At 43.4% G+C, this 23,206-nt stretch carries 16 protein-coding genes; 14 read left to right on the forward strand and 2 right to left on the reverse strand.

Translation table 11 applies throughout. The features are described 5' to 3' along the window. The first annotated feature begins 1,039 nt into the window (after positions 1-1,039). From ACFO0S_RS03745 to ACFO0S_RS03760, 4 genes are all read left to right on the forward strand, one after another. The gene (locus ACFO0S_RS03745) at positions 1,040-1,426 is read left to right on the forward strand and encodes a hypothetical protein (protein WP_378140323.1); all 387 of its coding nucleotides are present in this window, start codon (positions 1,040-1,042) and stop codon (positions 1,424-1,426) included. A gap of 37 nt (positions 1,427-1,463) precedes the next feature. Then, positions 1,464-1,757, forward strand: a complete 294-nt coding sequence (locus tag ACFO0S_RS03750) for a hypothetical protein (protein ID WP_378140325.1) — start codon at positions 1,464-1,466, stop codon at positions 1,755-1,757. A gap of 477 nt (positions 1,758-2,234) precedes the next feature. Further along, positions 2,235-7,118: an endonuclease gene (locus ACFO0S_RS03755; RefSeq protein ID WP_378140409.1), complete on the forward strand. Its 4,884-nt coding sequence runs from the start codon at positions 2,235-2,237 to the stop codon at positions 7,116-7,118. A gap of 589 nt (positions 7,119-7,707) precedes the next feature. Beyond that, positions 7,708-8,679 carry a nuclease-related domain-containing protein gene (locus ACFO0S_RS03760; RefSeq protein ID WP_378140327.1) on the forward strand — a complete coding sequence of 324 codons (972 nt, stop codon included), beginning with the start codon at positions 7,708-7,710 and terminating at the stop codon, positions 8,677-8,679. Between the two features lie 394 nt (positions 8,680-9,073). Here ACFO0S_RS03760 and ACFO0S_RS03765 read toward each other — a convergent pair whose 3' ends face one another. Continuing rightward, complete coding sequence (locus tag ACFO0S_RS03765; protein WP_378140329.1) at positions 9,074-10,105, reverse strand: HD-GYP domain-containing protein; 1,032 nt, start codon at positions 10,103-10,105, stop codon at positions 9,074-9,076. A gap of 239 nt (positions 10,106-10,344) precedes the next feature. Here ACFO0S_RS03765 and ACFO0S_RS03770 point away from each other — a divergent pair, with 239 nt between their 5' ends. Both ACFO0S_RS03770 and ACFO0S_RS03775 read left to right on the forward strand, forming a co-directional pair. Continuing rightward, on the forward strand, positions 10,345-10,557 hold the full coding sequence (locus tag ACFO0S_RS03770) for a nucleotidyl cyclase domain-containing protein (RefSeq protein ID WP_378140331.1): 213 nt from the start codon (positions 10,345-10,347) through the stop codon (positions 10,555-10,557). A 229-nt stretch (positions 10,558-10,786) separates the two neighbouring features. Then, positions 10,787-12,460, forward strand: coding sequence for an S-layer homology domain-containing protein (locus ACFO0S_RS03775; protein WP_378140333.1), 1,674 nt, complete (start codon positions 10,787-10,789; stop codon positions 12,458-12,460). Between the two features lie 650 nt (positions 12,461-13,110). On the opposite strand, the gene ACFO0S_RS03780 is transcribed toward ACFO0S_RS03775, so the two are convergent. After that, positions 13,111-14,013: a C40 family peptidase gene (locus ACFO0S_RS03780; RefSeq protein WP_378140335.1), complete on the reverse strand. Its 903-nt coding sequence runs from the start codon at positions 14,011-14,013 to the stop codon at positions 13,111-13,113. Positions 14,014-14,236: 223 nt separating this feature from the next. Between ACFO0S_RS03780 and ACFO0S_RS03785 the strand changes: the two genes are divergently transcribed. The 8 genes from ACFO0S_RS03785 to ACFO0S_RS03820 all read left to right on the forward strand — a co-directional run bounded on the left by ACFO0S_RS03785 (position 14,237) and on the right by ACFO0S_RS03820 (position 23,121). Continuing rightward, positions 14,237-15,931, forward strand: coding sequence for a DUF4855 domain-containing protein (locus tag ACFO0S_RS03785; RefSeq protein ID WP_378140337.1), 1,695 nt, complete (start codon positions 14,237-14,239; stop codon positions 15,929-15,931). 126 nt (positions 15,932-16,057) lie between these two features. After that, positions 16,058-16,933, forward strand: coding sequence for a hypothetical protein (locus tag ACFO0S_RS03790; protein WP_378140339.1), 876 nt, complete (start codon positions 16,058-16,060; stop codon positions 16,931-16,933). A gap of 295 nt (positions 16,934-17,228) precedes the next feature. After that, positions 17,229-17,948 (forward strand): YveK family protein, encoded by a 720-nt coding sequence (locus tag ACFO0S_RS03795; protein ID WP_378140341.1) that lies wholly within the window; start codon positions 17,229-17,231, stop codon positions 17,946-17,948. A 3-nt stretch (positions 17,949-17,951) separates the two neighbouring features. Beyond that, positions 17,952-18,656, forward strand: coding sequence for a CpsD/CapB family tyrosine-protein kinase (locus ACFO0S_RS03800; RefSeq protein WP_378140344.1), 705 nt, complete (start codon positions 17,952-17,954; stop codon positions 18,654-18,656). Positions 18,657-18,922: 266 nt separating this feature from the next. Then, entirely contained in the window at positions 18,923-19,699 is a 777-nt protein-coding gene (locus tag ACFO0S_RS03805) for a tyrosine-protein phosphatase (protein WP_378140346.1), read from the forward strand. 195 nt (positions 19,700-19,894) lie between these two features. After that, on the forward strand, positions 19,895-21,754 hold the full coding sequence (locus ACFO0S_RS03810; RefSeq protein WP_378140348.1) for a polysaccharide biosynthesis protein: 1,860 nt from the start codon (positions 19,895-19,897) through the stop codon (positions 21,752-21,754). Positions 21,755-21,823: 69 nt separating this feature from the next. Further along, positions 21,824-22,699 (forward strand): UTP--glucose-1-phosphate uridylyltransferase GalU, encoded by an 876-nt coding sequence (galU, locus tag ACFO0S_RS03815; RefSeq protein WP_378140352.1) that lies wholly within the window; start codon positions 21,824-21,826, stop codon positions 22,697-22,699. 98 nt (positions 22,700-22,797) lie between these two features. Continuing rightward, complete coding sequence (locus tag ACFO0S_RS03820) at positions 22,798-23,121, forward strand: type II secretion system protein (RefSeq protein ID WP_378140354.1); 324 nt, start codon at positions 22,798-22,800, stop codon at positions 23,119-23,121. Positions 23,122-23,206 lie beyond the last annotated feature (85 nt).

Consider the following 23,206-nt stretch of genomic DNA (forward strand, 5'->3'; position numbering starts at 1 on the left):
ATTCAATACTTTTGCTTGGATTGTCTTCTCTTATAGATTCACATCTCTGATATCAAAAAAAGCGAGAGTGATTCCTAATTCTTTCGAAACTCGCACATATTCTTTAATCCGTAAAGACGAAAGGCAGGCTAATGGATGGTTTCTAGCATTATAAACACCAATTATCATTGTGAATCCTCGCTCGTTTTATAATCTAGTCCGGAGTAGTATGGGACTTACTATTATCATATCAAGCAACAATGAAGAAGGATACGGGATATAGTGGGTGTCGAACTTTTTAGCATGGATGAAACGGTACCTGTGCACGAAACAATTCAATATAATTTGCATAATTGGGGGAGGAGCCCTGCTGTGACGGGATTCCTCTTTCATAGTTATAGAATTGTAGTGAATTGACTGAATAGTTTGGTGCACAGGTACCTGAAAGGGTAATTTTGGAAAATGAAAAGAGCAGCTTCTCCTCAAGCTACTCTTATTCCTGAATTGCTATAGCGAAATCTTTAAAAACCGGTACCTGTGCACGAAACAATTCAATACAATTTGCATTGTGAAACGGTACCTGTGCACGAAACAATTCAATACAATTTGCATGGTACCTAAAAGGGGAATTCTGGAATATTTTTACGCGCATCTTTAAAAAACCGGTACCTGTGCACGGCGCAATTAGTGAAACGGTGTGCACCGCACTGTGAAACGGTACCTGTGCACGAAACAATTCAATACAATTTGCATAATTGGGGGAGGAGCCCTGCTGTGACGGGATTCCTCTTTCATAGTTATAGAATTGTAGTGAATTGACTGAATAGTTTGATGCAAAGGTACCTAAAAATGGATGGTTTCTAGCATTATAAACACCAATTATCATTGTGAATCCTCGCTCGTTTTATAATCTAGTCCGGAGTAGTATGGGACTTACTATTATCATATCAAGCAACAATGAAGAAGGATACGGGATATAGTGGGTGTCGAACTTTTTAGCATAATCTACGTCAGATAAGGGTATAGGACTACGAAGAACTACATAGGAGGTTAAAACATCATGAAAAAATACGCATGGATTTTAGGTGCCAGTACTATTTTACTTCTAGGAGCTTGTGGAGATGAGGATGTCGCACCGGATACACCAACTGAACAAGAAGCTCAGCAGGCGGATGACATCTCAGACAATGCACCAGGTGTAGAACCTGTAGAACAAGATATCTCAACGAAATATAGCGAAATGGACGAAGTCGCGGGTGCACGAGTGGGTGATCGTGATGGCGTGATCGAGGCGCGCATCATGTTCACAGATACCCCATCAGAAGACGAAGCAAAAGCCATTGCAGAAGAGTTTGCGAAGGAACTGAAAGAGCAGTATACAGATCAACCAGTCACTGTGACAGCTGTGCAATCCGGAAAGACACTTAGCACGCTTGAAATGGAATAGAAGAACGAGAGTTCAGCACGATTTGCTGGGCTTTTTTTTGTGTGAATATACTATTCCAGGTCATCTTCAATGGAAAGCCCAAGGGTTGGAGCTTTTAAATGGAACAATCACAGGAACGTATATTTTTAGTGATGCGAAAAAATGGCGTTTCGATATCCAAATGAATGACATAACATCCTTCATTCAAGTAACCAATTCAGATGAAAAAGCACTTTCCGCTGCCTATGATCTCTTTAAAGAGAGCTTCCCTTCCATTAATGAAGGCGAATTCAAAGAAAAACTAAAAATGGCCATCGAGAATCAACACTCGACACTCGACACTCGTCCTTGAAGACATGAAGTTACAGTTAACGCACAGCGCCACATCATTATTTGTTTCTACGGGAAGTTTTTACTACTATTAAACACGAAGTAAAGACATAAAATAATACTCTTTAAAACCATAGCAGATGTTGCGGTTTTTAGTTTAACTTTAATTTTCGAAGGTATCACTGAATGTCAAAATGGTAACTACCCCCACAAATTCCAAGCCCTCTGCGAATAACTATTCCAAATGCATCCCCCTATCTGAATTAAGTACATACTACTACGAATGTCACGCGGAATATAAAATACATAAACTGATCATTCTTATTTACCCAGTCGCCAGACTCATTTTTATTAAAAAGTGTAAGCGTTTACGAAAAATCAACGTATAATTTACAATTTTCAGATATAATAGGGGTTGCATTTAATCAAAATTGAAAGGATGAAGAATTTGAACACAACTTCTTTACATTTACGTGTATTCAGCAAAATTTTACTCGCTATGATGCTCGTAATCTCTGTCATTGTTCCCTATATACCAGCACAGGCAGCGACAACATCAATCACAGTTGCGGAAGCCATTGCCAATAACTCTGGTTCGGCAACAGTAGAAGGTTACATTGTCGGAGCCGCCATTTCTGGTTCGAACTATGACCAGGAGCCTCCTTTTACTATTTCCACAAACATTGGAATCGCTGACTCACCAGATGAAACTGATGCTTCTAAAATTCTCCCTGTACAACTTCCAACAGGAGCTGTACGTGCAGGACTGAACTTAGTAGACAATCCAAATCTATTTAAAACAAAAGTTCAAATTACAGGTTCACTTTCTGCATACTTCTCTGTACCAGGACTTCGCAGTGCTTCAGCTTATACATTAGTTGAGGAAGGTGAAGACAAAGTCGTTCTAGCAGAAGACTTATTCTTCTCTGAGTACATCGAAGGGGGTTCTAATAACAAAGCACTTGAAATCTTTAATGGAACAGGGGCAGCAGTCAACTTAGACGGCTATGTTGTTGAACTTTATTCTAATGGTGGAACAACGGTTCAAAACTCAGAAACATTATCAGGAACAATTGAAAACGGTGATGTATTTGTTCTATATAATAGTGGTTCAGTAGATGCAGTCAAAGCAGTCGGTGACATCGCTTCGACAACTACGTTCTTTAATGGGGATGACACAGTTCTACTTAAAAAAGACGGCGTTGTCATCGACTCTATCGGACAACTTGGCTTCCGTCCTTCAGGTAGCTGGACAGTAGACGGAGTATCAACTCTAGACCAAACACTAGTCCGTAAAGCAACCATCACTACTGGTGACGCAGATCCAACTGACGTATTTAATCCATCACTTGAATGGGATTCATACCCACGCGACACATTCACATACCTCGGCTCTCACACAATGGAAGGCGGCACAACACCACCTCCTCCAGTTGAAACAAAAGTAGCGAATGTCACAGCAACACCAACAGCAGGAAATGTTGTAGCAGGAACAACTGTTGCGCTTTCGACTGCAACGGCTGATGCAACAATCTACTACACAACAGATGGCTCGACGCCTACAACAGCAAGCACGCTGTATACCATGCCGATTGAAATCAATGAAAACACAACAATCCAAGCAATTGCTGTAAAAAATGGTTTAGAAAAAAGTGACGTTCAAACGTTTACGTATGAAGTCTTATCAGCAATGACAGTTGCGGACGTTCGTGCAGCTGCACAAGGTTCTGCCGTGGTAGTAGAAGCTATTGTTACAACGGACATCGCGAAGTTCGGTAATAACGGATTCTATATCCAAGACGACACAGCAGGAATCTATGTCTTCACATCTGCTGACACAGGTGTAAAAGAGGGTGACCGCGTATCGATCCAAGGGAAACTTGGCATCTATCAAGGCGACATTCAAATTACAAACCCAGTCGTTGCAAAACTAACGGCAAACAATCCACTCCCAGCTGTTCAAGTTGTACCAGCTTCAAGCATCAACAATGATACACTAGGCGAGCGTCTTCTTGTCGAAGAAGCAACGATCTCGAATATCCGTGATGCTGGATTTGGTACAATCGAATTTACAGCAACTACTGAAGATGGATCTTCTGTACTTGTTCGTAACGACAACCGTAACGGCTACACGTATGAAGATTTCATCAAACAATATAAGAATGGTGACGTTCTAAATATCTACGGATTTGCAGGCATCTTTAACGGTACATTCCAATTAAAAACGATTGGTGCGGAAAGCTTCGAACTTTCTGTAAAGCCAGCCGTCTTCACAAACATTTTCCCGGGTAGCGTAAGTGAAGGAACACAAATCGAGTTACTCACAGAGTGGGACAATGCAACAATCTACTACACGCTAGATGGTTCCACACCAACAACAGCTAGCACAGTTTACACAGCACCAATCGAATTAACAGCAACAACAACAATCAGAGCAATCGCTGTGACGGCGAATGCAACATCTGACGTGTTCTCATTTAAATACACAGTACTGAAGACAGAAAATGTAACAATTGAAGAGATCCAAGGAGAAGATCATTATTCTCCTTACACAGGCGCACAAGTAACGGGCGTAACAGGAGTCATCACACACTTCTACAACACAGCCAATTTCTTTATCCAGACGTTATCACCAGACAACAACCCAGCAACAGCGGAAGGGATTGCTGTTAACTTAACAAGCGCAGCATCAAGCTATAGCGTAGGGGATGTAGTTACAGTGTCTGGTATTGTCCAAGAACACTTCTACGAAGGCTACTCTGACAACCGCCAGACAGACCTACCGATTACACGAATCGGAAACTCAACTGTAGCGAAATCAGGTATGGCTGCACTTCCGGACCCAGTTCGTATCGGAGTAGACCGTGACATTCCAACGTCGATTATCGACAACGATGAATTGACATCATTTGATCCACAAGAAGACGGCATCGACTTCTGGGAATCTCTTGAAGGAATGCGAGTTTCGGTACCAAATGCACAAGTCGTGGGACCACAAAAGTATGGCGAAGTAATCGTGGTCAACACAGAAGCAACAAACAACGAATTCAACATTCTTGGTGGTATCAACATCTCTGCGGATGATTACAACCCAGAGCGCGTGATCTTTGATATCGACAATGAATCGTATGTAGCGAAATCAGGAGACCGTTTTGCAGAAGCTCCTGTAGGGGTTGTCGGCTATGGTTTCGGAAACTATAAAGTATTTACTTCTGCCGGACAACTTCCGGAATTGATTGAAGTGGATCACCCAAGTGAAGTCACAACAATCGAACAAGCTGAAGAGAAATTAACAGTCGCTACGTACAATATTGAGAACTTCTCAGCGAACGTATCAGAAACATCGAATGCCAAAGCTGCGCGTATTGCTGAATCATTTGTAGTGGATATGAAGTCTCCAGACATTATCGGACTTGTAGAAGTACAAGATAACGACGGGTCGACTCCTTCCAACAACTCAGATGCATCTCAATCGTATGAGCGTCTAATCGCAGCAATCAAAGCAGCGGGCGGACCTACGTACTCGTACACAGATATCGCACCTGTCTATAACCAAGATGGTGGACAACCTGGCGGAAACATCCGTGTTGGTTACCTATACAATGCAGAACGCGTTGACTTAGTTGCAGGAACGAAGGGTGGATCGACGGAAGCCGTTCAGTGGACAGAAGACGGTTCATTGACACTGAACCCAGGTCGTATCCTTGACCTTCCACAACCAAACACACGTAAACCACTGGCTGCTGAATTTATGTTCAATGGCGAAAAAGTAGTCGTCATCACAGCACACTTAAACTCTAAATCAGGTGACCAAGGTCTATTTGGTAAGAACCAACCACCAGTTCTTGGTTCAGAAGAAGAGCGTATCCAATTAGCTGCAATGATCAATAGTTTCATTCAACGTGGACTTGAAAAAGATCCAAATTTAAATGTCGTAGTAGCTGGAGATATGAATGATTTCGAATTCACACCAACATTAACTGCGCTTAAAGGCGATATCTTAGTCAACATGATTGAACAAGTTCCGGTAGAAGATCGTTTCACGTACTACTACCAAGGAAACAACCAAGTTCTTGACCACATCCTAGTCACTAAGAACTTACTTGCGAACACAGTCGTAGACATTCTTCACATCAATGCAAACAAAATGGAAGAGCATGGCCGTGCATCTGACCACGATCCAATTCTTATCCAGATTGACTTTACAAAAGAAGTAGTTCCACCAATTCCACCACTAACCTATGACCGTTATGTGGAATACAGCAATACGAAAACAGGCAAGATTGTCATTGCGACACCTAAAACTCACTTAACAGTTGGAGACAATGTCCGTATTAATAACGGCATTGAAATCAAATCTCAAGTTGCAGGAATCACAGGTTCCGGACTTGCAGATCGCACAGTCCTGCTGAACCCAAATAAACCAAATGCCCAGTATGACTTTGAAGGCACGGTTGTCAAAGAGGTCGTCATCTCAGGCAAACAACAAACTGAAATTCGCAACGCGGAAAATGTAGGGAAGTTCACCTACGCGAAAGGAGCAAGTGAGAAACAAGTCACGTTCCTTACGACGTCTCCAACCGTAGAGCAACCTGAAACTCCGGATGAGCCAGTTGACCCGGAGACACCTGAGGAGCCGACTGAACCGGAAGAGCCAACGAATCCGGAGGAACCAGGTACGCCATCAGGTGACTACAACACAGCAAATGGCTACTATTCCGGCCTGGAAGGTCTTGAAGGAGACGCACTAAAAGCTGCTCTCCATAACATTATCGATGAACAAATCGTTTTATCCTATAATCAAGTATGGACCGCTTTAAAATATACGGATGAAGACCCTAACAACACGAATAACGTGAAATTGTTCTATTCTGGTATTTCTCGTTCGAAAGACTTGAACGGTGGGAACGTGGGGAACTGGAACCGCGAGCACGTGTGGGCGCAATCACATGGGAATTTCGGGACATCAAACGGTCCGGGAACAGACATCCATCACTTGCGTGCAACAGACGTCCAAGTAAATAGCTCACGCGGCAATTTAGATTTTGACTGGGGTGGAAGCTCAGTCGTCAACTGTCCAGACTGTAAGCGCGATAGCGATTCATTTGAGCCACCAACTTCAGTCAAAGGTGACGTCGCTCGCATGTTGTTCTACATGGCCACGCGTTATGAAGCAGAAGACGGTGTGGACTTAGAACTGAATGAAAAAGTAAACAATGGAACGGCCCCGTACCATGGGAAACTATCTGTACTCCTAGAGTGGCACAAACTGGATCCAGTCGATGCAACAGAAATCGAGCGCAATAACCGCATCTACGAAGCACAAGAAAACCGCAACCCATTCATCGACAACCCACAGTGGGCTGAGATGATTTGGAATTAAACGACAGAATCTGAAAGAGCCTGCAGCTGCAGGCTCTTTTTCTGATGATCGGTGGTATCTCAGTTGATATCCTCCATATCACCCTTAAGAGTGACAAACTCACTATCACGCCGCCCTTCCTAGTAAGTGGTTCGCCCATTAATAGATCTTAAAGTGGGGAAGAGCTTTCTAGGAAACCCTTTCCTAGTCTGTCGTAGTACCACCTATTGAAACCAAACGACCCATTGATTGATACCAAACCCTTCGCCAAATGATACCAAACACCCTTAGAACGGCATACCCCGACCCTCCCCGGACCAAACACTCCCTCAAAGTGACCCAAAACCCTAACTCATTGATACCAAACGCCACCCTCATTCAACCCAAAGCCTCAAAAACTATCCGCAAACATCAACCGCATCTATGATTCCCACCCTCATTTAGCACTTCCTAGAAAGTCCTACCCCCATTTAAGCCATTAAATGCTCAACCCCTTTCTAGAAAGAACGCAGGGGGAAACCCTCTATTATAAAAAGATTACTAAAATCAACGTTCATATTTCCCGTTTAATCAATCAAGTAGTAGACTAAAAGAAGAAGGGAGGAAATATATGCCAGACTATATCAAATTGAAAATGAAGGAACGAACCATCCCCATAGAAATAGAGGGACTTCATGAATTGCTTCGCCGAATACCCGCTACAGATGGGAAAGCAAAAGCCTATTTACTTCAACAACTGGCCCGTATGGAAGCGGGACATAGAGGAGAAGTGAAAGTCGATCAGAAATTGATGACATTGCCAATGCCTTATCTGCACGAGGTGATTCCGAATTTCACGACACGAAATAGCTACGGGTCGCATTACCAATTAGACACGGTGCTTGTGACGAATCGGTACGTACTTTATCTGGAAGTGAAAAATATTCGGGGAACCATTGAATTTACGACAAACCCACAGCAACTGAAACGTACTCTAGAAGGAAAAGTCGATTTCATGTCCTGCCCGCTTGTCCAAACAAAACGAAATCACCAGTCGCTGCAGTATCTCATCCGTCAGTACAACTCGAAACTTCCGGTATTTTCAGCAATTGTCTTCACCAGTTCATCCGCCACAGTTATCTCCCAGCAACATGAGGTACAGATTGTGTACCGTCGCCAGCTTGACCATTACCTCGGTAAGCTGAATACCCTCCCAGAGATCCTGGACAAACCATCATTCCAAAAACTTGTGAAGAAACTTAAACAGGTCACACAAAATTTCCATCCAGAAGCCCTAGTCGTGCGCTATAATATGGATCCTGCCTACCTGCGGACAGGCATATTCTGCACATCGTGTGGAGGTCACATGGTCCCGTCAACTCCATCCTACAAGTGCAGTGCGTGTCATAAAGCGGATCCATTGTCTTTACGACGAACGATCAGGGCATTGTTCACCATTTTAGGGCCGCACCAACAGGTCCGGAATTTTAAACACCATATGGCGCTTTCAAACAAAGGTCCCATCATCCGGTCATTGAAGCATTTACCTACCGAGCGAGTTGGTACCACTAAAAATTCAGTATATTCACTAAAACCCAAATAAACAGTCGCCGCATTCTCCCGTAGAGTGCGGCGACTGTTTCACTCTAAAAGCTGAAGTGGGGAAGAGCTTTCTAGGAAACCCTTTCCTAGTCTGTCGTAGTACCACCTATTGCTACCAAACGACCCCTTGATTGATACCAAAGCCTTCGTCAAAAGATACCAAACCTTCACAGAAAAGCTTGCCCCGACCCTCCCCGGACCAAACACTCCCTCAAAGTGACCCTATCGTCCTCCTCATTGATACCAAACGCCACCCCCATTCAACCCAAAGCCCCCAAAAACTACCCGCAAACACCAATCGCCCCCACATTCCCACCGCACCACTAGCAAGCCCTCCCCAAATAAAGCCCTTAAAGTGTTAACCCCTTTCTAAAAAACACACAAAAAAACAGCCCTTATCGGACCGTCTCCATTGCCTTCATTTCTGCTTTCATCTTTTCCGCCTTATACACGGGTACTTCTTTCTTTAAAACCGCAATGAACGCTTTCACTACTTCCGGGTCAAACTGGGTTCCAGCATGAGTCTGAAGGAGTTGCTTGGCTTCATTAGGCGACCGTTGACTCTGATAAATTCGGTGAGTTGTCACGGCATCGTATGTATCCGCAACTGCTAAAATGCGACCGGCAAGCGGAATATCTTTTCCTTTTAAGCCTTTAGGGTACCCCCATCCATCGTAGCGCTCATGATGATAAAGAACGCAATCATGGACAACTTGATTTTTCATGTACGGTACATTCTGCAAGAGAGCAACACCTTGTTCGGGATGCTTTTTAATTTCTTCAAACTCACCAGGAGTCAATCGGTCCGGCTTTAAAAGAATGTGATCCGGAACGCCGATCTTTCCTATGTCATGCAGGAGACCACCGGTGTATAAATCGCGTTGCATCTCTTTAGAAAGATTCATTTCTTTAGCGATGGCAAGGGCATGTTCAGCCACATGGCGAGAATGTACAGCTGTATAATGATCTTTCATCTGGATGATCTGCAGGAATGAATAGATACTTCGAAAATGCAATTCTCTTCCTTCTTTCAAAGAAACGACTAATTTCGACACAATAATACCTGAACACAAATAAATAATAAATTCAATCACTAACATCACGAGGTAATAATCATTGGAATGTTGGATGTACGAAACGTAATTCAGAAGGGCGAGCGATAGTGTAAATAGTCCAATTAATACTACATTCTTAAACATCAAGCTAAATAATATAATCAAAAGTACGTATAGAGTAAAGCTTCGATGATTTGGCATGGCAATCATTTCAATATAAATAACAAGGGGAGTAAGAGATAACAATAATAGTGTAATCAATTTTTTATTCTCAGAAAACCGCAATAAACAGTCAATCACTACGGATCCGCTTCGAGGCGTAATTAATTGGTGCGTATCAAGTGGTTGAGTATTTGGGTCAATTCGTTTCATGAAAACACCTCATTGTCAAATAATTATATCTACTTAAGAAGAGTATACAATATAAGGGTATAAAAAGTAATGTCTTTTATAAGAACTTTCTTTCTAAAATATAAGCCTTTTGATACACTGAAAATTAATGAATAGTCACATATTACTTTTGGAAAGGACAGTGTCTATGACCTCTACCCTTCCAATTTGGTATCAAGCTTTTCAAAAATCACCTTGTCCCACCTTTATCATTGAGTCTAATGAGAAGATTCCTTCTATTAGAAGCGGCAGGCTATCTTCTCAACGTTCACTTAGGAATCAGTATCGCGATTGCCCCACAAGATACGTGTGATGTGCATGAACTAGTAAGGTTCGCTGACCAAGCCCTTTATCGCTCAAAAGGAAAAGGTGCATCCCCAACCCGCACGACATGGTCCTATTACCATCAAATCAAAAATGATGATCACTCTTGATTCAGAACCCGCCTATTCCTATAGGTGGGTTCAATTTATGGCATAAATAAATGTCTGCTGCATAATCATATATATCTCCAATTCACTTCGCCAAATCCCACCAAAATACCTTAAAAATTTCCTGCCCATCCCCTATATTTCCCTATATACGAAACCCTTACGAGGCCCTATAATAAATGAAGCCGACCACAAAGCCGGTCAAACTAAACACCCCAGGAGGAAACTTTACTTGAAAAAATGGATCAGCAGTCTGACGCTGATGTTTTTGCTCCTGCTCGCACCGACTGTTGGTGCAGCACCGCACACATACACAGACGTACCCAAAACACACCCAGCCTACAACGATATCCAGCTGCTCGTTGAAAAAGGCGTCGCTCAAAAGACCTCAAGCTACAACTTGACCAAAACGATGACGCGTGAAGACGTGGCAGTAATGGTCGCAAAAGCCCTCAACCTAGACGGCACTCAAACCACCACCAAATTCAAAGACATCCCAGCCTCCCACCGAGCATCCGGCTACATTGACGCAGCCGTGAAAGCAGGCGTGATTACCGGATATACAGACGGTACATTCCGTCCACTCGAACCTGTGACGCGTGGCCAAATGGCGGCCTTCCTTGTTCGTGGTTTTAAGCTCAATACACAAGCGGCAGTAAAATTTAAAGACGTCACACCTTCTATGATGGCGTATCCGTTCGTCAGCAAACTGGTGGCAGCCAAAGTCACACTTGGTTATTCAAATGGCACATTCCGTCCAAACGACACCGTGAAAAAAGACCAAATGTCGATGTTCATGGCACGTGCGATTCGCGTAGCGGAAGGGAGCACGCCTACACCACCTGGCGAACTGACTGTAAAAGAAATCGTCCAGCAAAATGACGAAAAAGTCGTCTTACTTGATATGACTTCTCGCTGGGGAGACATGCAGGGAAGTGGTATCTTGATTGGTAATGGCCTGATCTTGACGAATCATCATGTCATTGACCAAGCAACTTCCGGAACGGTCACGTTCTACAACGGAAAAGTTCTAAATCTCGCGGGAATCGTAGCGGAAGATGAGGCCAATGATTACGCCATCCTAAAAGTAGCGGCACCATACTCGACTGCAGGCGTTAAAATCCGCCCATCAAGTTCAGGACTTGCAAAAGGAGATGAAGTGGTGGCTATCGGTAGTCCACTTGGTCTTCAAAACACAGTTTCCACAGGTGTCATCAGCTCGATTCGTAACTGGGAAGGCATGCCGGTTATCCAAACGACAGCGGATATCGACTACGGAAGCTCGGGCGGCGCGCTCTTCAACCGTTTAGGTGAGCTGATCGGTGTCACCACTTCTGGATATGACTCGACAGCGAACCTCAACTTCGCCCTTGCATCAGAAGCATTCTACGCGAATGTACAAAGTTACACAAAACAAAGCTATGCAAGCATTCCAGCTAGTTTTACAGACTACATCAATGAACTAGATGTACCTAATGTCGGCGGTCTCGAAATCGGCATGTCCCAAGCTGAAGTGAAGGCTCTGAACCTAGGTGGCAAATTGGAACAATACGAAGACGCGATGTACTATACAGGTGCAACGATTCTCGGCTCCACGGCGGACATCTACTTAATGTTCATCAATGACAACCTTGTCTGGATCGATATTCTGCACGACGAAGGCTACGGTATCATGGACAAACCAACCGCGGAAGCATACTTTGAGAAAATGTATGCAGAAATGGCTGCTCTCGAAGGAGAAGCGGACGAAATCGACCGAGACTGGACGATGGACGAGTATGGCGCAGAAGCATGGGAAGCCTACTGGATCCGGGAAGATTTCGACATCATGATCGCCGTTGCCATGTACGAGGACGGTTCGATGAGTGGCATCACCGTAACACTTTCTGGACTCTTCGAAGAATAATTAAAAATAATTTTAAATTCAGTGTAACTTTTTTCATACTGTTGCGTACTATATAAAGCCAACCATTGTCAGGCGGAACACAGGCACTGTCCAACCGGTGCCTGTCTTTCCAAGTACATATTTGGTAACCAACCTTTTTATATCTCTTTTGGCCAACTTCCCCCGTGGAAGTTGGTTTTTCTTTTTGTCATGGCGGGGGAGCGACCGAGGGATTGGAAAGACTCCCGCGGTCGCGTTAAGCATACTTCTTTTACTTGATAAAAGCAGGACAACAGACGTGACCGTCGGAGTCACTTAATCCGTCGGTCACTGTACGCTAACCCAGAAGCAGGACAACAGACGTGACCGTCGGAGTCACTTAATCCGTCGGTCACTGTACGCTAACCCAAAAGCAGGACAACAGACGTGACCGTCGGAGTCACTTAATCCGTCGGTCACTGTACACTAACCCAAAAGCAGGACAACAGACGTGACCGTCGGAGTCACTTAATCCGTCGGTCACTGTACGCCAACCCAAAAGCAGGACAACAGACGTGACCGTCGGAGTCACTTAATCCGTCGGTCACTGTACACCAGAACACCAAAAAACCACCACCCTCATTGGGCAGTGGTTACGTTTGAAAATATTCTAGTAGAAACGGGAAACTTTCTTAGTTCCCTGCACGTTCCATAAATAACTTGAGTTCAGTTGTCTTCACGTGGCCATCTACACCAAATCTACCATCGCCCATACCGCGAGTGATCCCGTTTTGTGCTAAGCGGTCGATGTGTGGCTCCATCCAGCTAGGAGAAGGAACATCTGAGAAGCTTACAGAAGCGCCTACTTGTCCTAAGTCATATGCTTTATCCAACATTTTCGCCATTTCTGAACGTTTTACTCTTTCGCTAGGTTTGAACTGTCCAGCGTTTCCAGCAATAATTCCACGCTCTTGAAGAGCAAAAACTGCGTCAGCGTATGATGCAGAAGCACTTACATCACTGAATCCAGCAGCTGAACCAGAAGACTGTAAATTCAAGTCATCTGCGATTGCTACTGCAATCTCAGCACGAGTAGAATACTGAACTGACGCCGCTGCTGTTGTAACCGTTCCAGCAGAACCGAAGTTCGCTACACGTTTTGCGCCAATATAACGCTTGCCCCAGTAGTAAGGGTCGTTGATAGAATCAATGGCGATTCCTTTTGAGTTTGTTGCACCGATCATTCTTCCGCCGCCAATGTAAATCGCAACATGAGAAATACCAGAGCCGGATGTGTTAAAGAAAACGAGGTCTCCAGCTTGTAAGTTCGCTTTTGAAACCGTAGTTCCAGCGGCCCACTGTGAACGTGAGTCACGTGGAAGTGAAATCCCTAAGTTTTTGTAAACTAATTGTGTATACCCTGAGCAATCAAATCCTGCTGCAGTTGTTCCGCCGCTGCGGTAAGGTGTTCCGATATATTTAGAAGCTTCTGCTGTTAATTGTGCAGAAGATGCTGCGTCCGTGGTTAGTGTGCCAGTAAATAACGATCCGACTAAAGCTGCGCTTAATGCCGTGACTTGAATCAATTTCTTCATTTCCCTGGTAGTGCTCCCTTCGAGTTCAAAAGTTTCTCTGTAAAAAATCTCTGCGCTTAGCTTAACACGGATACCCACTTTTTAATTTTACAGAAATATTTCATTTGTGTTACATAGGTTTAGGACGCTATCAAACAGGTAATAATATATAATTTGACACAAATCAATCAACAAAATATGGTAAACTATCAAAAGAAACCAAATGACACCATGGAGGAACGACATGAAAAAGTGGATTACACTCATTGCCGCACTACTCGCAACACTTCTTTTCGCTTCATCTGCCTCGGCTACCTACTATAAAGACGTCACGTATACCCACTGGGCTTATCAAGATATTCAGTTCATGACGAAGCACCGGATTATCAATGGCTATTCAACGGGCCAATTCAAACCTGGAGCGACAATTACTCGAAAAGATGCCGCTGTCATGATGGTAAGAGCTTTGCAGCTAGATGACGTAACGAAACCTGTCCCGTTAAAAGACATGCGCAACACATCACCGGGCTACCGAGAAGTGCAAATTGCGCTCCAGCAAAAATGGTTCTCTACATATGAAGACGAATTCAAGCCAAATGCAATCTTGACACGCGATGAAATGGCGAAAGCTCTCGCCACCGCCTTTGCGTATGAAGGAAACGGCACATCCGTCTTCACTGACGTCCCATATAATCATCCATATTATCCATACATAGATGCTATCCTTGCATTCGAAGTAACGGAAGGTTACACCGACAAAACCTATCGTCCACTAGAACTTGTCACTCGTGCCCAGTTCAGTGCATTCTTATCCCGAGTATTCCATCAACCGATTGCGTATGAACTGCGTTCCGGGGGAGAAGTCGTCTATACAGATGCCTCTCTTGACCGTACCATTGATATGGCGGCCTTCTATAATGATGGAACTATCCATCCGCAAGATAACCGGTTCATGAACTTTTCACAAGAACTCTCAAGCGCCAACAAAACCGATATCAAAGCAGGGGCTCTTATCTATAACGGTCTGACCGAGAATGACTCGTTCACAACAGACTTCTTTGATTCGTATTTAAGCTATCAAGACCCTTCCGGAAGCGCGCAGGCGATGTTTGATTCGTTCGTCGTGCTCGGACTTCGCTATCCGGGCGGAGAATTTGCCGAAACGGCTCGTAACAACGCCCATTACCGTGACTACCAGTGGTACATCGAACGTACCTATCAGCAAGACGGGGCTCTTCACCAATTGAACGAAGCAGCGAAACTGCAGAACCGCCAAGTAGATGTCTATTTGACGATTCCATATCCAAAACGTAACGGCATCATTGAAGACTTGAATGGTCGCCAATTTGAAGTCGACAACTATACTCGAAGCGATCTGACGCGTTGGTATGTGGATCAAATGATCACACGATGGAACCAAGCAGGATTCTCGAATATCAACTTCAAAGGGTTCTACTGGTTGAATGAAACGGTTAAAGTCGATAGCGATGGTGCATTACTGAGCTCACTGAGTGCGCATATCCGCAAATACCAAAAGAAGTTTGTCTATGCACCACACGCAACGTCAACCAACTTTAAAAAATGGCAAAACTATAGTTTTGACGCAGCATTCCTTCAACCAAATGCGTTCAGAACAAGTGTCAAGAACAAAGAAGAACGGTTACACCGTGCGTTTGTCAATGCACAGATTTACGGAAGCGGGATCACGCTTGAAGTAAATTCATATGGTCCGCATCAAATCGATGAGGGGCAAGAAGCATGGGATCTCTATATGAACTTCGCTGCCAGATATGATTTGAAAAATTCAAGTTTCTTATTCTATCAAGACCGAGATATGATTCACCGGATGCGCACATATGATCATCCGACATACAACCAATGGTACAAAGATATCCAATTGAACTTGTTCCAACCGAACGATATTACAGAAGGACAATAGGCCTATAAAAAATATATTGATGCCAAAAAATAAGTCGTATTTCCCAACTATGGGTCTATACAGTGTCAGGAATCAGTATGATATACTAATTTTTATGAGATTCTATAGCTAGAGGGTGAACATACGATGGAAGAAACAGTTCGAAAAAAACGTAAAGTAAAGGTCGTCCCGAAGAAAAAATCACGAAAGAAACTATGGGTTATTTTGGGCTCCATTCTGACTTTATTGTTACTGGCAGGGGGCACCGTGTATTATTTCTTGGCGTTAAAAGAGTACGACATTGCAGATACGGAAGTCGAAGAAATTGTTCGTGAACCGTACGTCATTGAATTACCAGACGGTACAGTACTGAAAATCGACGACCAAGGAAATGTCATCGAAGACGGAGAGGCAGAAGGTAATAACTTCGCTTCTGCGGATACGTCATCGAGTGATTCTAATGGAACATCCACTGGTGATGCTTCATCAAATGATTCGTCTGGTTCAACTGACAATGGGACTGGGTCGACAGGTTCAGGAACAACGGGATCTTCAGGATCCGGTTCTTCTGGAGGAAGTGGTTCCGGCTCAGGCGGTGGTTCCACTGGAGGTTCTTCTGGAGGAAGTGGTTCTGGCTCGAGCGGTGGTTCCACTGGTGGTTCCGGTGAACAAGCAACGGTAACTGTTGCAAGCATCAAATCAAAATATGAGCCAACATTTGCTGCACTTGAAGGACAAGCCGACACAAAACTAAACGCTTTGATCGGTCGTGCGAAAACGGAATATGTATCAAAAAGTAACACAGAAGAAGGCGTCAGTTATGCTTACTTCTTCAACAAATACAACGCTGCCGCTCGTGAACTTGAAGCCAATACAGACGGGGCCTTCTACGCACTTCTTGGTGCTATCAAGAATGACCTGAAGAAAAACGGCTTCTCCGAAGGCTACGCTGACAGCTTCGTCTCCGACTACGAAGCCCGTAAAGCCGAACGCCGCAACAGTATCCTTTCACAAGTACGCTAACGTTGGATAAGTAAGAAGAGCATTTATTCAAAAAAGAATGAATTATAAAGAATTCGTTTTTAATTGCTATATAGAAATATCGAGAAAAGGACCGACTCCTAGAGCATCAGAGGATTCCGAAGACCTCGCAGTGGGGAGCAAAGCACAAGCTTTGGGTAACCACGAGGAGGCTTCGGGATACGTGCTCAGGAATGCGGTCCTTTTCCTTTTCATGAAATTTTGTTAATGTTTGACACTTCCTATGCTATACTACTACAAGTAAACCAAATGACCGATAAAGGAGACACAGGCACGAATGGAAGAAACGATTAGTTTGCAAGACCTATTTAAAGTGCTGAAGAAGCGATTGTGGATGATTATTTCCCTCATTGCATTAGGCTTGCTTGCGGCCGGCTTAATCAGTTACTTAGTATTAACACCCGTCTACCAAGCTACAACACAGATTTTAGTGAATAAAAAAGAAGAGACGACCGAGCTTCCTCAGTTCTCCTCACAAGACATTCAAACAAACCTGCAATTAATTAATACATATAACGGGATTATCAAAAGCCCGGCCATTTTAAATATAGTGATTGAACGTTTAGCGCTGGATACAACGCCCACTCAATTAACGAATTTAATCACAGTAAACAATGAACAAAACTCACAAATTATCAATATCAGTGTGCAAGATACCGAGCATTTTAGAGCGGTAGATATTGCGAACATGACTGCAGAAGTATTCCAAGAAGAAGTCGTTGAACTCATGAACGTGAATAATGTCAACATTCTATCACCTGCAGTACATATGGACAATCCATCTCCAATCAAACCAAATCCAATGCTGAACATGGCCATTGCAGCTGTTGTTGGATTAATGCTAGGCGTAGGTATCGCATTCTTGCTTGAGTATTTAGATACAAGTGTTCGCACAGAGCAAGATGTAGAAGAAAGTCTAGGTCTTCCGGTATTAGGACTGATTGGATCGATTCCGGAAGAAACAGGTACGAAGACAACACGCAGGAAGAAGGTGTAGCTGATGGCAAAGAAAAATAAAGTCGTGGTCGAACAATCACGAAAAATTGTTGTCGAAACACACCCGAAATCATTAATCAGTGAACAGTATCGGACGACACGTACGAATATCAACTTCTCTGTCCCTGCTGGTGAACTTCGTACATTGTTGTTTACGTCTTCTGTTCAAGCAGAAGGGAAATCGACGACGTCTGTTAACTTGGCTCATTTGTTTGCGCAAGAAGGAAAGAAAGTCATATTTATCGACTGTGATATGCGGAAACCGACGCTTCACTTGACGATGCACAGTGACAACACAATGGGTCTTTCCAACTTTTTGACGGCCCAAGGTACGCTTGACCAAGTAATCAAGCATACAGAGGGATCGAACCTTTCGTTCATTACAAGTGGTCCAATCCCACCAAACCCATCTGAACTGATTGCGTCGAATAAATTTAATGAGCTAGTTGCTACATTGAAAGAAGAGTATGATATGGTCATTTTTGATGCGCCACCACTTCTTTCTGTTACCGATGCACAGATTCTAGCCAATAAAGCAGATGGCACAATTTTGGTCATCCGCTCTGGTAATACGGATAAAGAGAGCGCACGTCGTGCAAAAGAACTTCTTGAGGCATCGCAGGCGAAAGTACTGGGTGTCATCCTTAATCAATACAAGTTTGAGAAAGAACATTACTACTATTACCAATATTACGGTGAAGAAGAATAAGAGCATGCGTGCTCTTTTTTTTATAACTACATTCAAACCTTGGGTCTGTGAAGAGACAATTTAAAATCCGCGCAAACCACTTCGCTTTCCTGAGCGAGAATCCTCAAGCCTCCTCGTGGGTACCCGAAGCTTGCGCTTCGCTCACCACTGTGGGGTCTTGAGAATCCTCTGATGCTCTAGGAGTCATCGTGGCTTGCGTGAATTTATTCTCTTGCTAAAGAATGAATGTAGTTAGAAGAACATTTCATGAGAGAGGAGTCTATACAATGATCGATATGCATGCACACATCATTTGGGGAGTGGATGATGGGCCAAAGACGTTTGAGGAGACGCAACAGTTGATTCGACTAGCAGAAAAAGAGGGGATAGAGCAGATTGTTGCTACTTCTCATGCACTGCATCCTTCGTACCATGCGGACATAGAAGAAGTGAAAGAAAAGCTCCAGCTGCTTACGGAGTGGATTAAGAGTGAGAACATACAGATGCAAGTATATTTAGGACATGAAATACGCGTTACAGAAAACATCATGGTTGAGATTAAGAGTCAACAAGTAGCGACATTAAATAATACGAATTATGTCCTGATTGAATTTCCATCTGCAACTGTCCCACTCTTTGCAAAAGAAATTGTGAAACAACTAGTGAATCAGGGGTATTTCCCGATTATTGCCCATCCTGAACGAAATAAGCTTCTTGCAAATCAACCGGCTAAGTTAAAAGAGTTGATTGATTTAGGAGCCTATGCACAAGTGACAGCAGGCACAATAGCAGGGGCATTTGGGAAAGACGTGCAAAAGATTGCTTTACGAATGATTGATGAAGGACTTATACATTGTTATGGGTCTGATGTACATAATGATTCAACACGAGATTTCAAATTCGACGACGGGTTATCCTATTTAGAAAACAAAAATCGACAAGAATTCGTAGAGTACTTGCTCGAAAATAACGAAAGACTGTTGGAAAATAAAGTTTTACTGAAAATTGAGAAGAAAGAAACGGTTTTAAATCGATTATTTGGATTTAAATCAAAAAAATTGTAATTCAGACATATATTTAGAAGGGGTGTTTGTCGAATTGCGCGGTTTGTATGGAAATTTAATAAATAAACAAGTGAATTGTCGCATTGACTTTCGATTTAACTATTGGGATGGTGTAAAAATCCATATAATACATTCCGAAGAACCTAGGTTAATGGTATAATTCCTACAAGATTATAAGGGAAAGGAGGCTACCATGTGTCGCTGAAACGACGGATGTCTGCTCTTATTTTCATAGATTCAATTATTGTCTTATTTTCAATTTTTATCGGTTATTTCTTCTTATATCCTGTCGATAATCCTTTCGCGCAAAGTTATTTGCTCGTTAGTTCACTCGCGATTTTTATGGCCCATAATGCATTTGCGATGTTCTTCGGACTCTATAAGAAAGTCTGGGAGTATGCATCCATTCGAGAACTGGTGTCGATTGCTTTAGCAGTTACATTGTCGATTGTTGTAGTAGCAGCAGCACAACTTATCTTCACGGGGAATGTGATGATGCGGGCATTGATCATTACGTGGATGTTACATATTATCTTGATCGGTGGGTCACGACTATCATGGCGAGTCTTCCGAGATAGTGTCGTCCCTCGTGTAAAGAACACGAACAAGAAACGCACAATTATTATCGGAGCGGGTTCAGCAGGAACCATGGTCGCTCGTCAGTTACTACGTAGCTACGACTCTCCATTACATCCGGTGGCGTTTATTGATGACAACAAAAACCGAGCAGGTCTTGAGATTCTCGGCATGCCGGTATTAACAGATACAGCACAACTAAAAGAACATGTGCATCAGCTGAATGCGGAGCATATCATTATTGCGATTCCTTCTCTCGATAAGACGACTTCAGCTGTTCTTCAACAGCGAGCGGTGGATACGGGTGTGAAGGTGCAGGCGATGCCACTGATTGAAGACTTGTTAACTGGGAAAGTATCAGTGAGTGATATCAAAGATGTCAAGATCGAGGATCTTCTTGGACGTGAAGAAGTCCAACTGGATCTTGGCGCCATCTCTGAGAAACTGACAGGCAAGACGATTCTTGTCACGGGTGCCGGAGGGTCGATTGGTTCGGAGATTTGTCGGCAGGTGCTACGTTTTAATCCGAAACAATTGTTGTTAGTCGGGCACGGAGAGAATTCCATTTACTTAATTGACATGGAACTCCGAGATAAGGTTCCCGCAGGAACGGAGATTCTTCCTATTATCGCCAATGTCCAAGACCGAGAGCGTATTTTTACCATAATGGAAACATACAGTCCGGATGTGATTTATCATGCAGCAGCGCATAAGCATGTTCCACTGATGGAGTCGAATCCGTTCGAAGCGGTGAAGAACAATATTTACGGGACGAAGAATGTGGCTGAAGCAGCGGATACATTTGGTGTCGGGCATTTTGTTTTAGTATCTACTGATAAAGCAGTCAATCCACCGAATGTCATGGGGGCGACGAAGCGATTTGCGGAGATGATCGTGCAGAATTTAGCGAAGACGAGTAAGACAAACTTTGCAGCAGTACGATTCGGAAATGTGTTAGGGTCACGTGGTTCAGTGGTGCCGCTGTTTAAGAAGCAGATTGCAGCAGGTGGGCCGGTGACGGTGACGGATGCAGAGATGACAAGGTATTTTATGACGATACCGGAAGCATCACGGCTTGTGATTCAGGCAGGGACGTTAGCCAAGGGTGGCGAGGTGTTTGTGTTGGATATGGGTGAGCCGGTGAAGATTGTGGATTTGGCGAAAAATGTCATACAGTTGTCAGGTTATACGGTGGACGAAATAGGTATCAAATTCTCGGGGATAAGACCAGGTGAGAAGATGTATGAAGAGCTACTTGATCCGGCGGAGATTCAACAAGGTTTCGTATTTCCTAAGATTCATATTGGGCGGGCGACGCCGATATCGAGCAGTGAACTTGCGTATGTGTTAGAAAAAATACCTGGGATGACTCCTTCGGAGTTGAAAGGCGTTTTGGTTGGGTTGGCGAATCGGAAGAATGTGGGGAGTTTGATGGAGAGGAAGCAGGTTGTGGAGGCTGAGGTTTTGCAATCTGTTTGAGGGCGGTCCTTCGGACTTTTTAAGAGATTTAAAGAAGCATCACCTTCGGTGCTGTAGGAGGAAAAGAGAATGGTAAAAGTTAAAAAAGCAATCATTCCTGCTGCAGGATTGGGGACAAGATTCTTACCTGCAACTAAGGCAATGCCAAAAGAGATGTTACCGATTGTTGATAAACCAACGATTCAGTACATAGTTGAAGAGGCAATAGCATCAGGAATTGAAGATATTTTGATTGTAACTGGTAAAGGGAAGCGAGCGATTGAAGATCATTTCGATAATTCGTTGGAACTAGAGCAGTTATTAGAAAGTAAAGGGAAATTGGATGTTCTGGATGAAGTGAAAAAGTCAGCGAATGTTGAGATTCATTATATTCGTCAGAAGGAACCAAGAGGGTTAGGGCATGCAGTATGGTGTGCACGTAAGTTTATTGGGGATGAACCATTTGCGGTTCTGCTCGGTGATGATATTGTGGATGCGGAAGTGCCAGGGTTGAAGCAGTTGATGAATGAGTATGATAAGTTGGGACGTTCGGTGATTGGAGTTCAAACGGTTTCACCGGAGCAGACGCATCGGTATGGAATTGTTGACCCTTCGGTTCAGGACGGGAGACGTTATCAGGTAAATCGTTTTGTGGAGAAGCCAGAAGCAGGTACAGCACCTTCTAATCTGGCGATTATGGGTCGTTATATTTTGACTCCGGAAATTTTTGATATTTTGGAGAATCAGGAGACGGGTGCTGGTGGAGAGATTCAGTTAACGGATGCAATTCAGACGTTGAATGAGTCACAGTTTGTGTATGCGTATGACTTTGAAGGTACACGGTATGATGTGGGAGAGAAATTAGGGTTTATTCAGACGACGATTGAGATGGCTTTGAAGCGGCCGGAGTTGCGAGATGACCTGCTCGCTTATTTAGATAAGATTGTTGTGAAAGAGACTATATAATAGAAGGAACTCCTGCTAAACCTTCGGTATTTATAATAGATGAACCAGGATTGAATATGTGCAATGAGGTGAGGAGTATTAATCAAAAGGGTTATACTTTGGTCGAGTTGTTAGCGGTAATTGTGATTTTGGGAATTGTAGCATCTATTGCTACCTTTGGTATTAGTAATTTAATAGAGGCTAAGAAAGCTGGTGTATGTGATAGTACGAGGCTCGAATTGAAAAATCATTATGAAAGACATTTATCGTTACATAATGTGGATCATTCTCAAGTGATTTTTGATGAGTTTTTTAGAGAGAATATGGATGGTGTGATATGTCCTGAGGATGGTTTGATTGTTTATGAAGAAGGCGATGTAGAATGTTCAATTCATTCGGATCATGAGGATTCTGATGAAGAGGAAGAGGTGCCATTTTTGTAAGAGAGTTAATCCAGTCAGGTGCGGTGTGCCTGGCTGGTTGTTTTGTTATTAGGTGATGTCTCCTAATCTTTATCAATGGAGGTAC

Source organism: Chryseomicrobium palamuruense (genome assembly GCF_042649045.1).
Lineage (GTDB): Bacteria > Bacillota > Bacilli > Bacillales_A > Planococcaceae > Chryseomicrobium > Chryseomicrobium palamuruense.

Bases quoted from the DNA above. Each gene is read 5' to 3' on its own strand.
- ACFO0S_RS03795 (WP_378140341.1), top strand. From the start codon at position 17,229: ATGGAAGAAACGATTAGTTTGCAAGACCTATTTAAAGTGCTGAAGAAG.
- ACFO0S_RS03780 (WP_378140335.1), bottom strand. From the start codon at position 14,013: ATGAAGAAATTGATTCAAGTCACGGCATTAAGCGCAGCTTTAGTCGGA.
- ACFO0S_RS03765 (WP_378140329.1), bottom strand. From the start codon at position 10,105: ATGAAACGAATTGACCCAAATACTCAACCACTTGATACGCACCAATTA.
- ACFO0S_RS03800 (WP_378140344.1), top strand. From the start codon at position 17,952: ATGGCAAAGAAAAATAAAGTCGTGGTCGAACAATCACGAAAAATTGTT.
- ACFO0S_RS03785 (WP_378140337.1), top strand. From the start codon at position 14,237: ATGAAAAAGTGGATTACACTCATTGCCGCACTACTCGCAACACTTCTT.
- ACFO0S_RS03745 (WP_378140323.1), top strand. From the start codon at position 1,040: ATGAAAAAATACGCATGGATTTTAGGTGCCAGTACTATTTTACTTCTA.
- ACFO0S_RS03760 (WP_378140327.1), top strand. From the start codon at position 7,708: ATGCCAGACTATATCAAATTGAAAATGAAGGAACGAACCATCCCCATA.
- galU (WP_378140352.1), top strand. From the start codon at position 21,824: ATGGTAAAAGTTAAAAAAGCAATCATTCCTGCTGCAGGATTGGGGACA.
- ACFO0S_RS03755 (WP_378140409.1), top strand. From the start codon at position 2,235: ATGATGCTCGTAATCTCTGTCATTGTTCCCTATATACCAGCACAGGCA.
- ACFO0S_RS03790 (WP_378140339.1), top strand. From the start codon at position 16,058: ATGGAAGAAACAGTTCGAAAAAAACGTAAAGTAAAGGTCGTCCCGAAG.
- ACFO0S_RS03805 (WP_378140346.1), top strand. From the start codon at position 18,923: ATGATCGATATGCATGCACACATCATTTGGGGAGTGGATGATGGGCCA.
- ACFO0S_RS03770 (WP_378140331.1), top strand. From the start codon at position 10,345: ATGAGAAGATTCCTTCTATTAGAAGCGGCAGGCTATCTTCTCAACGTT.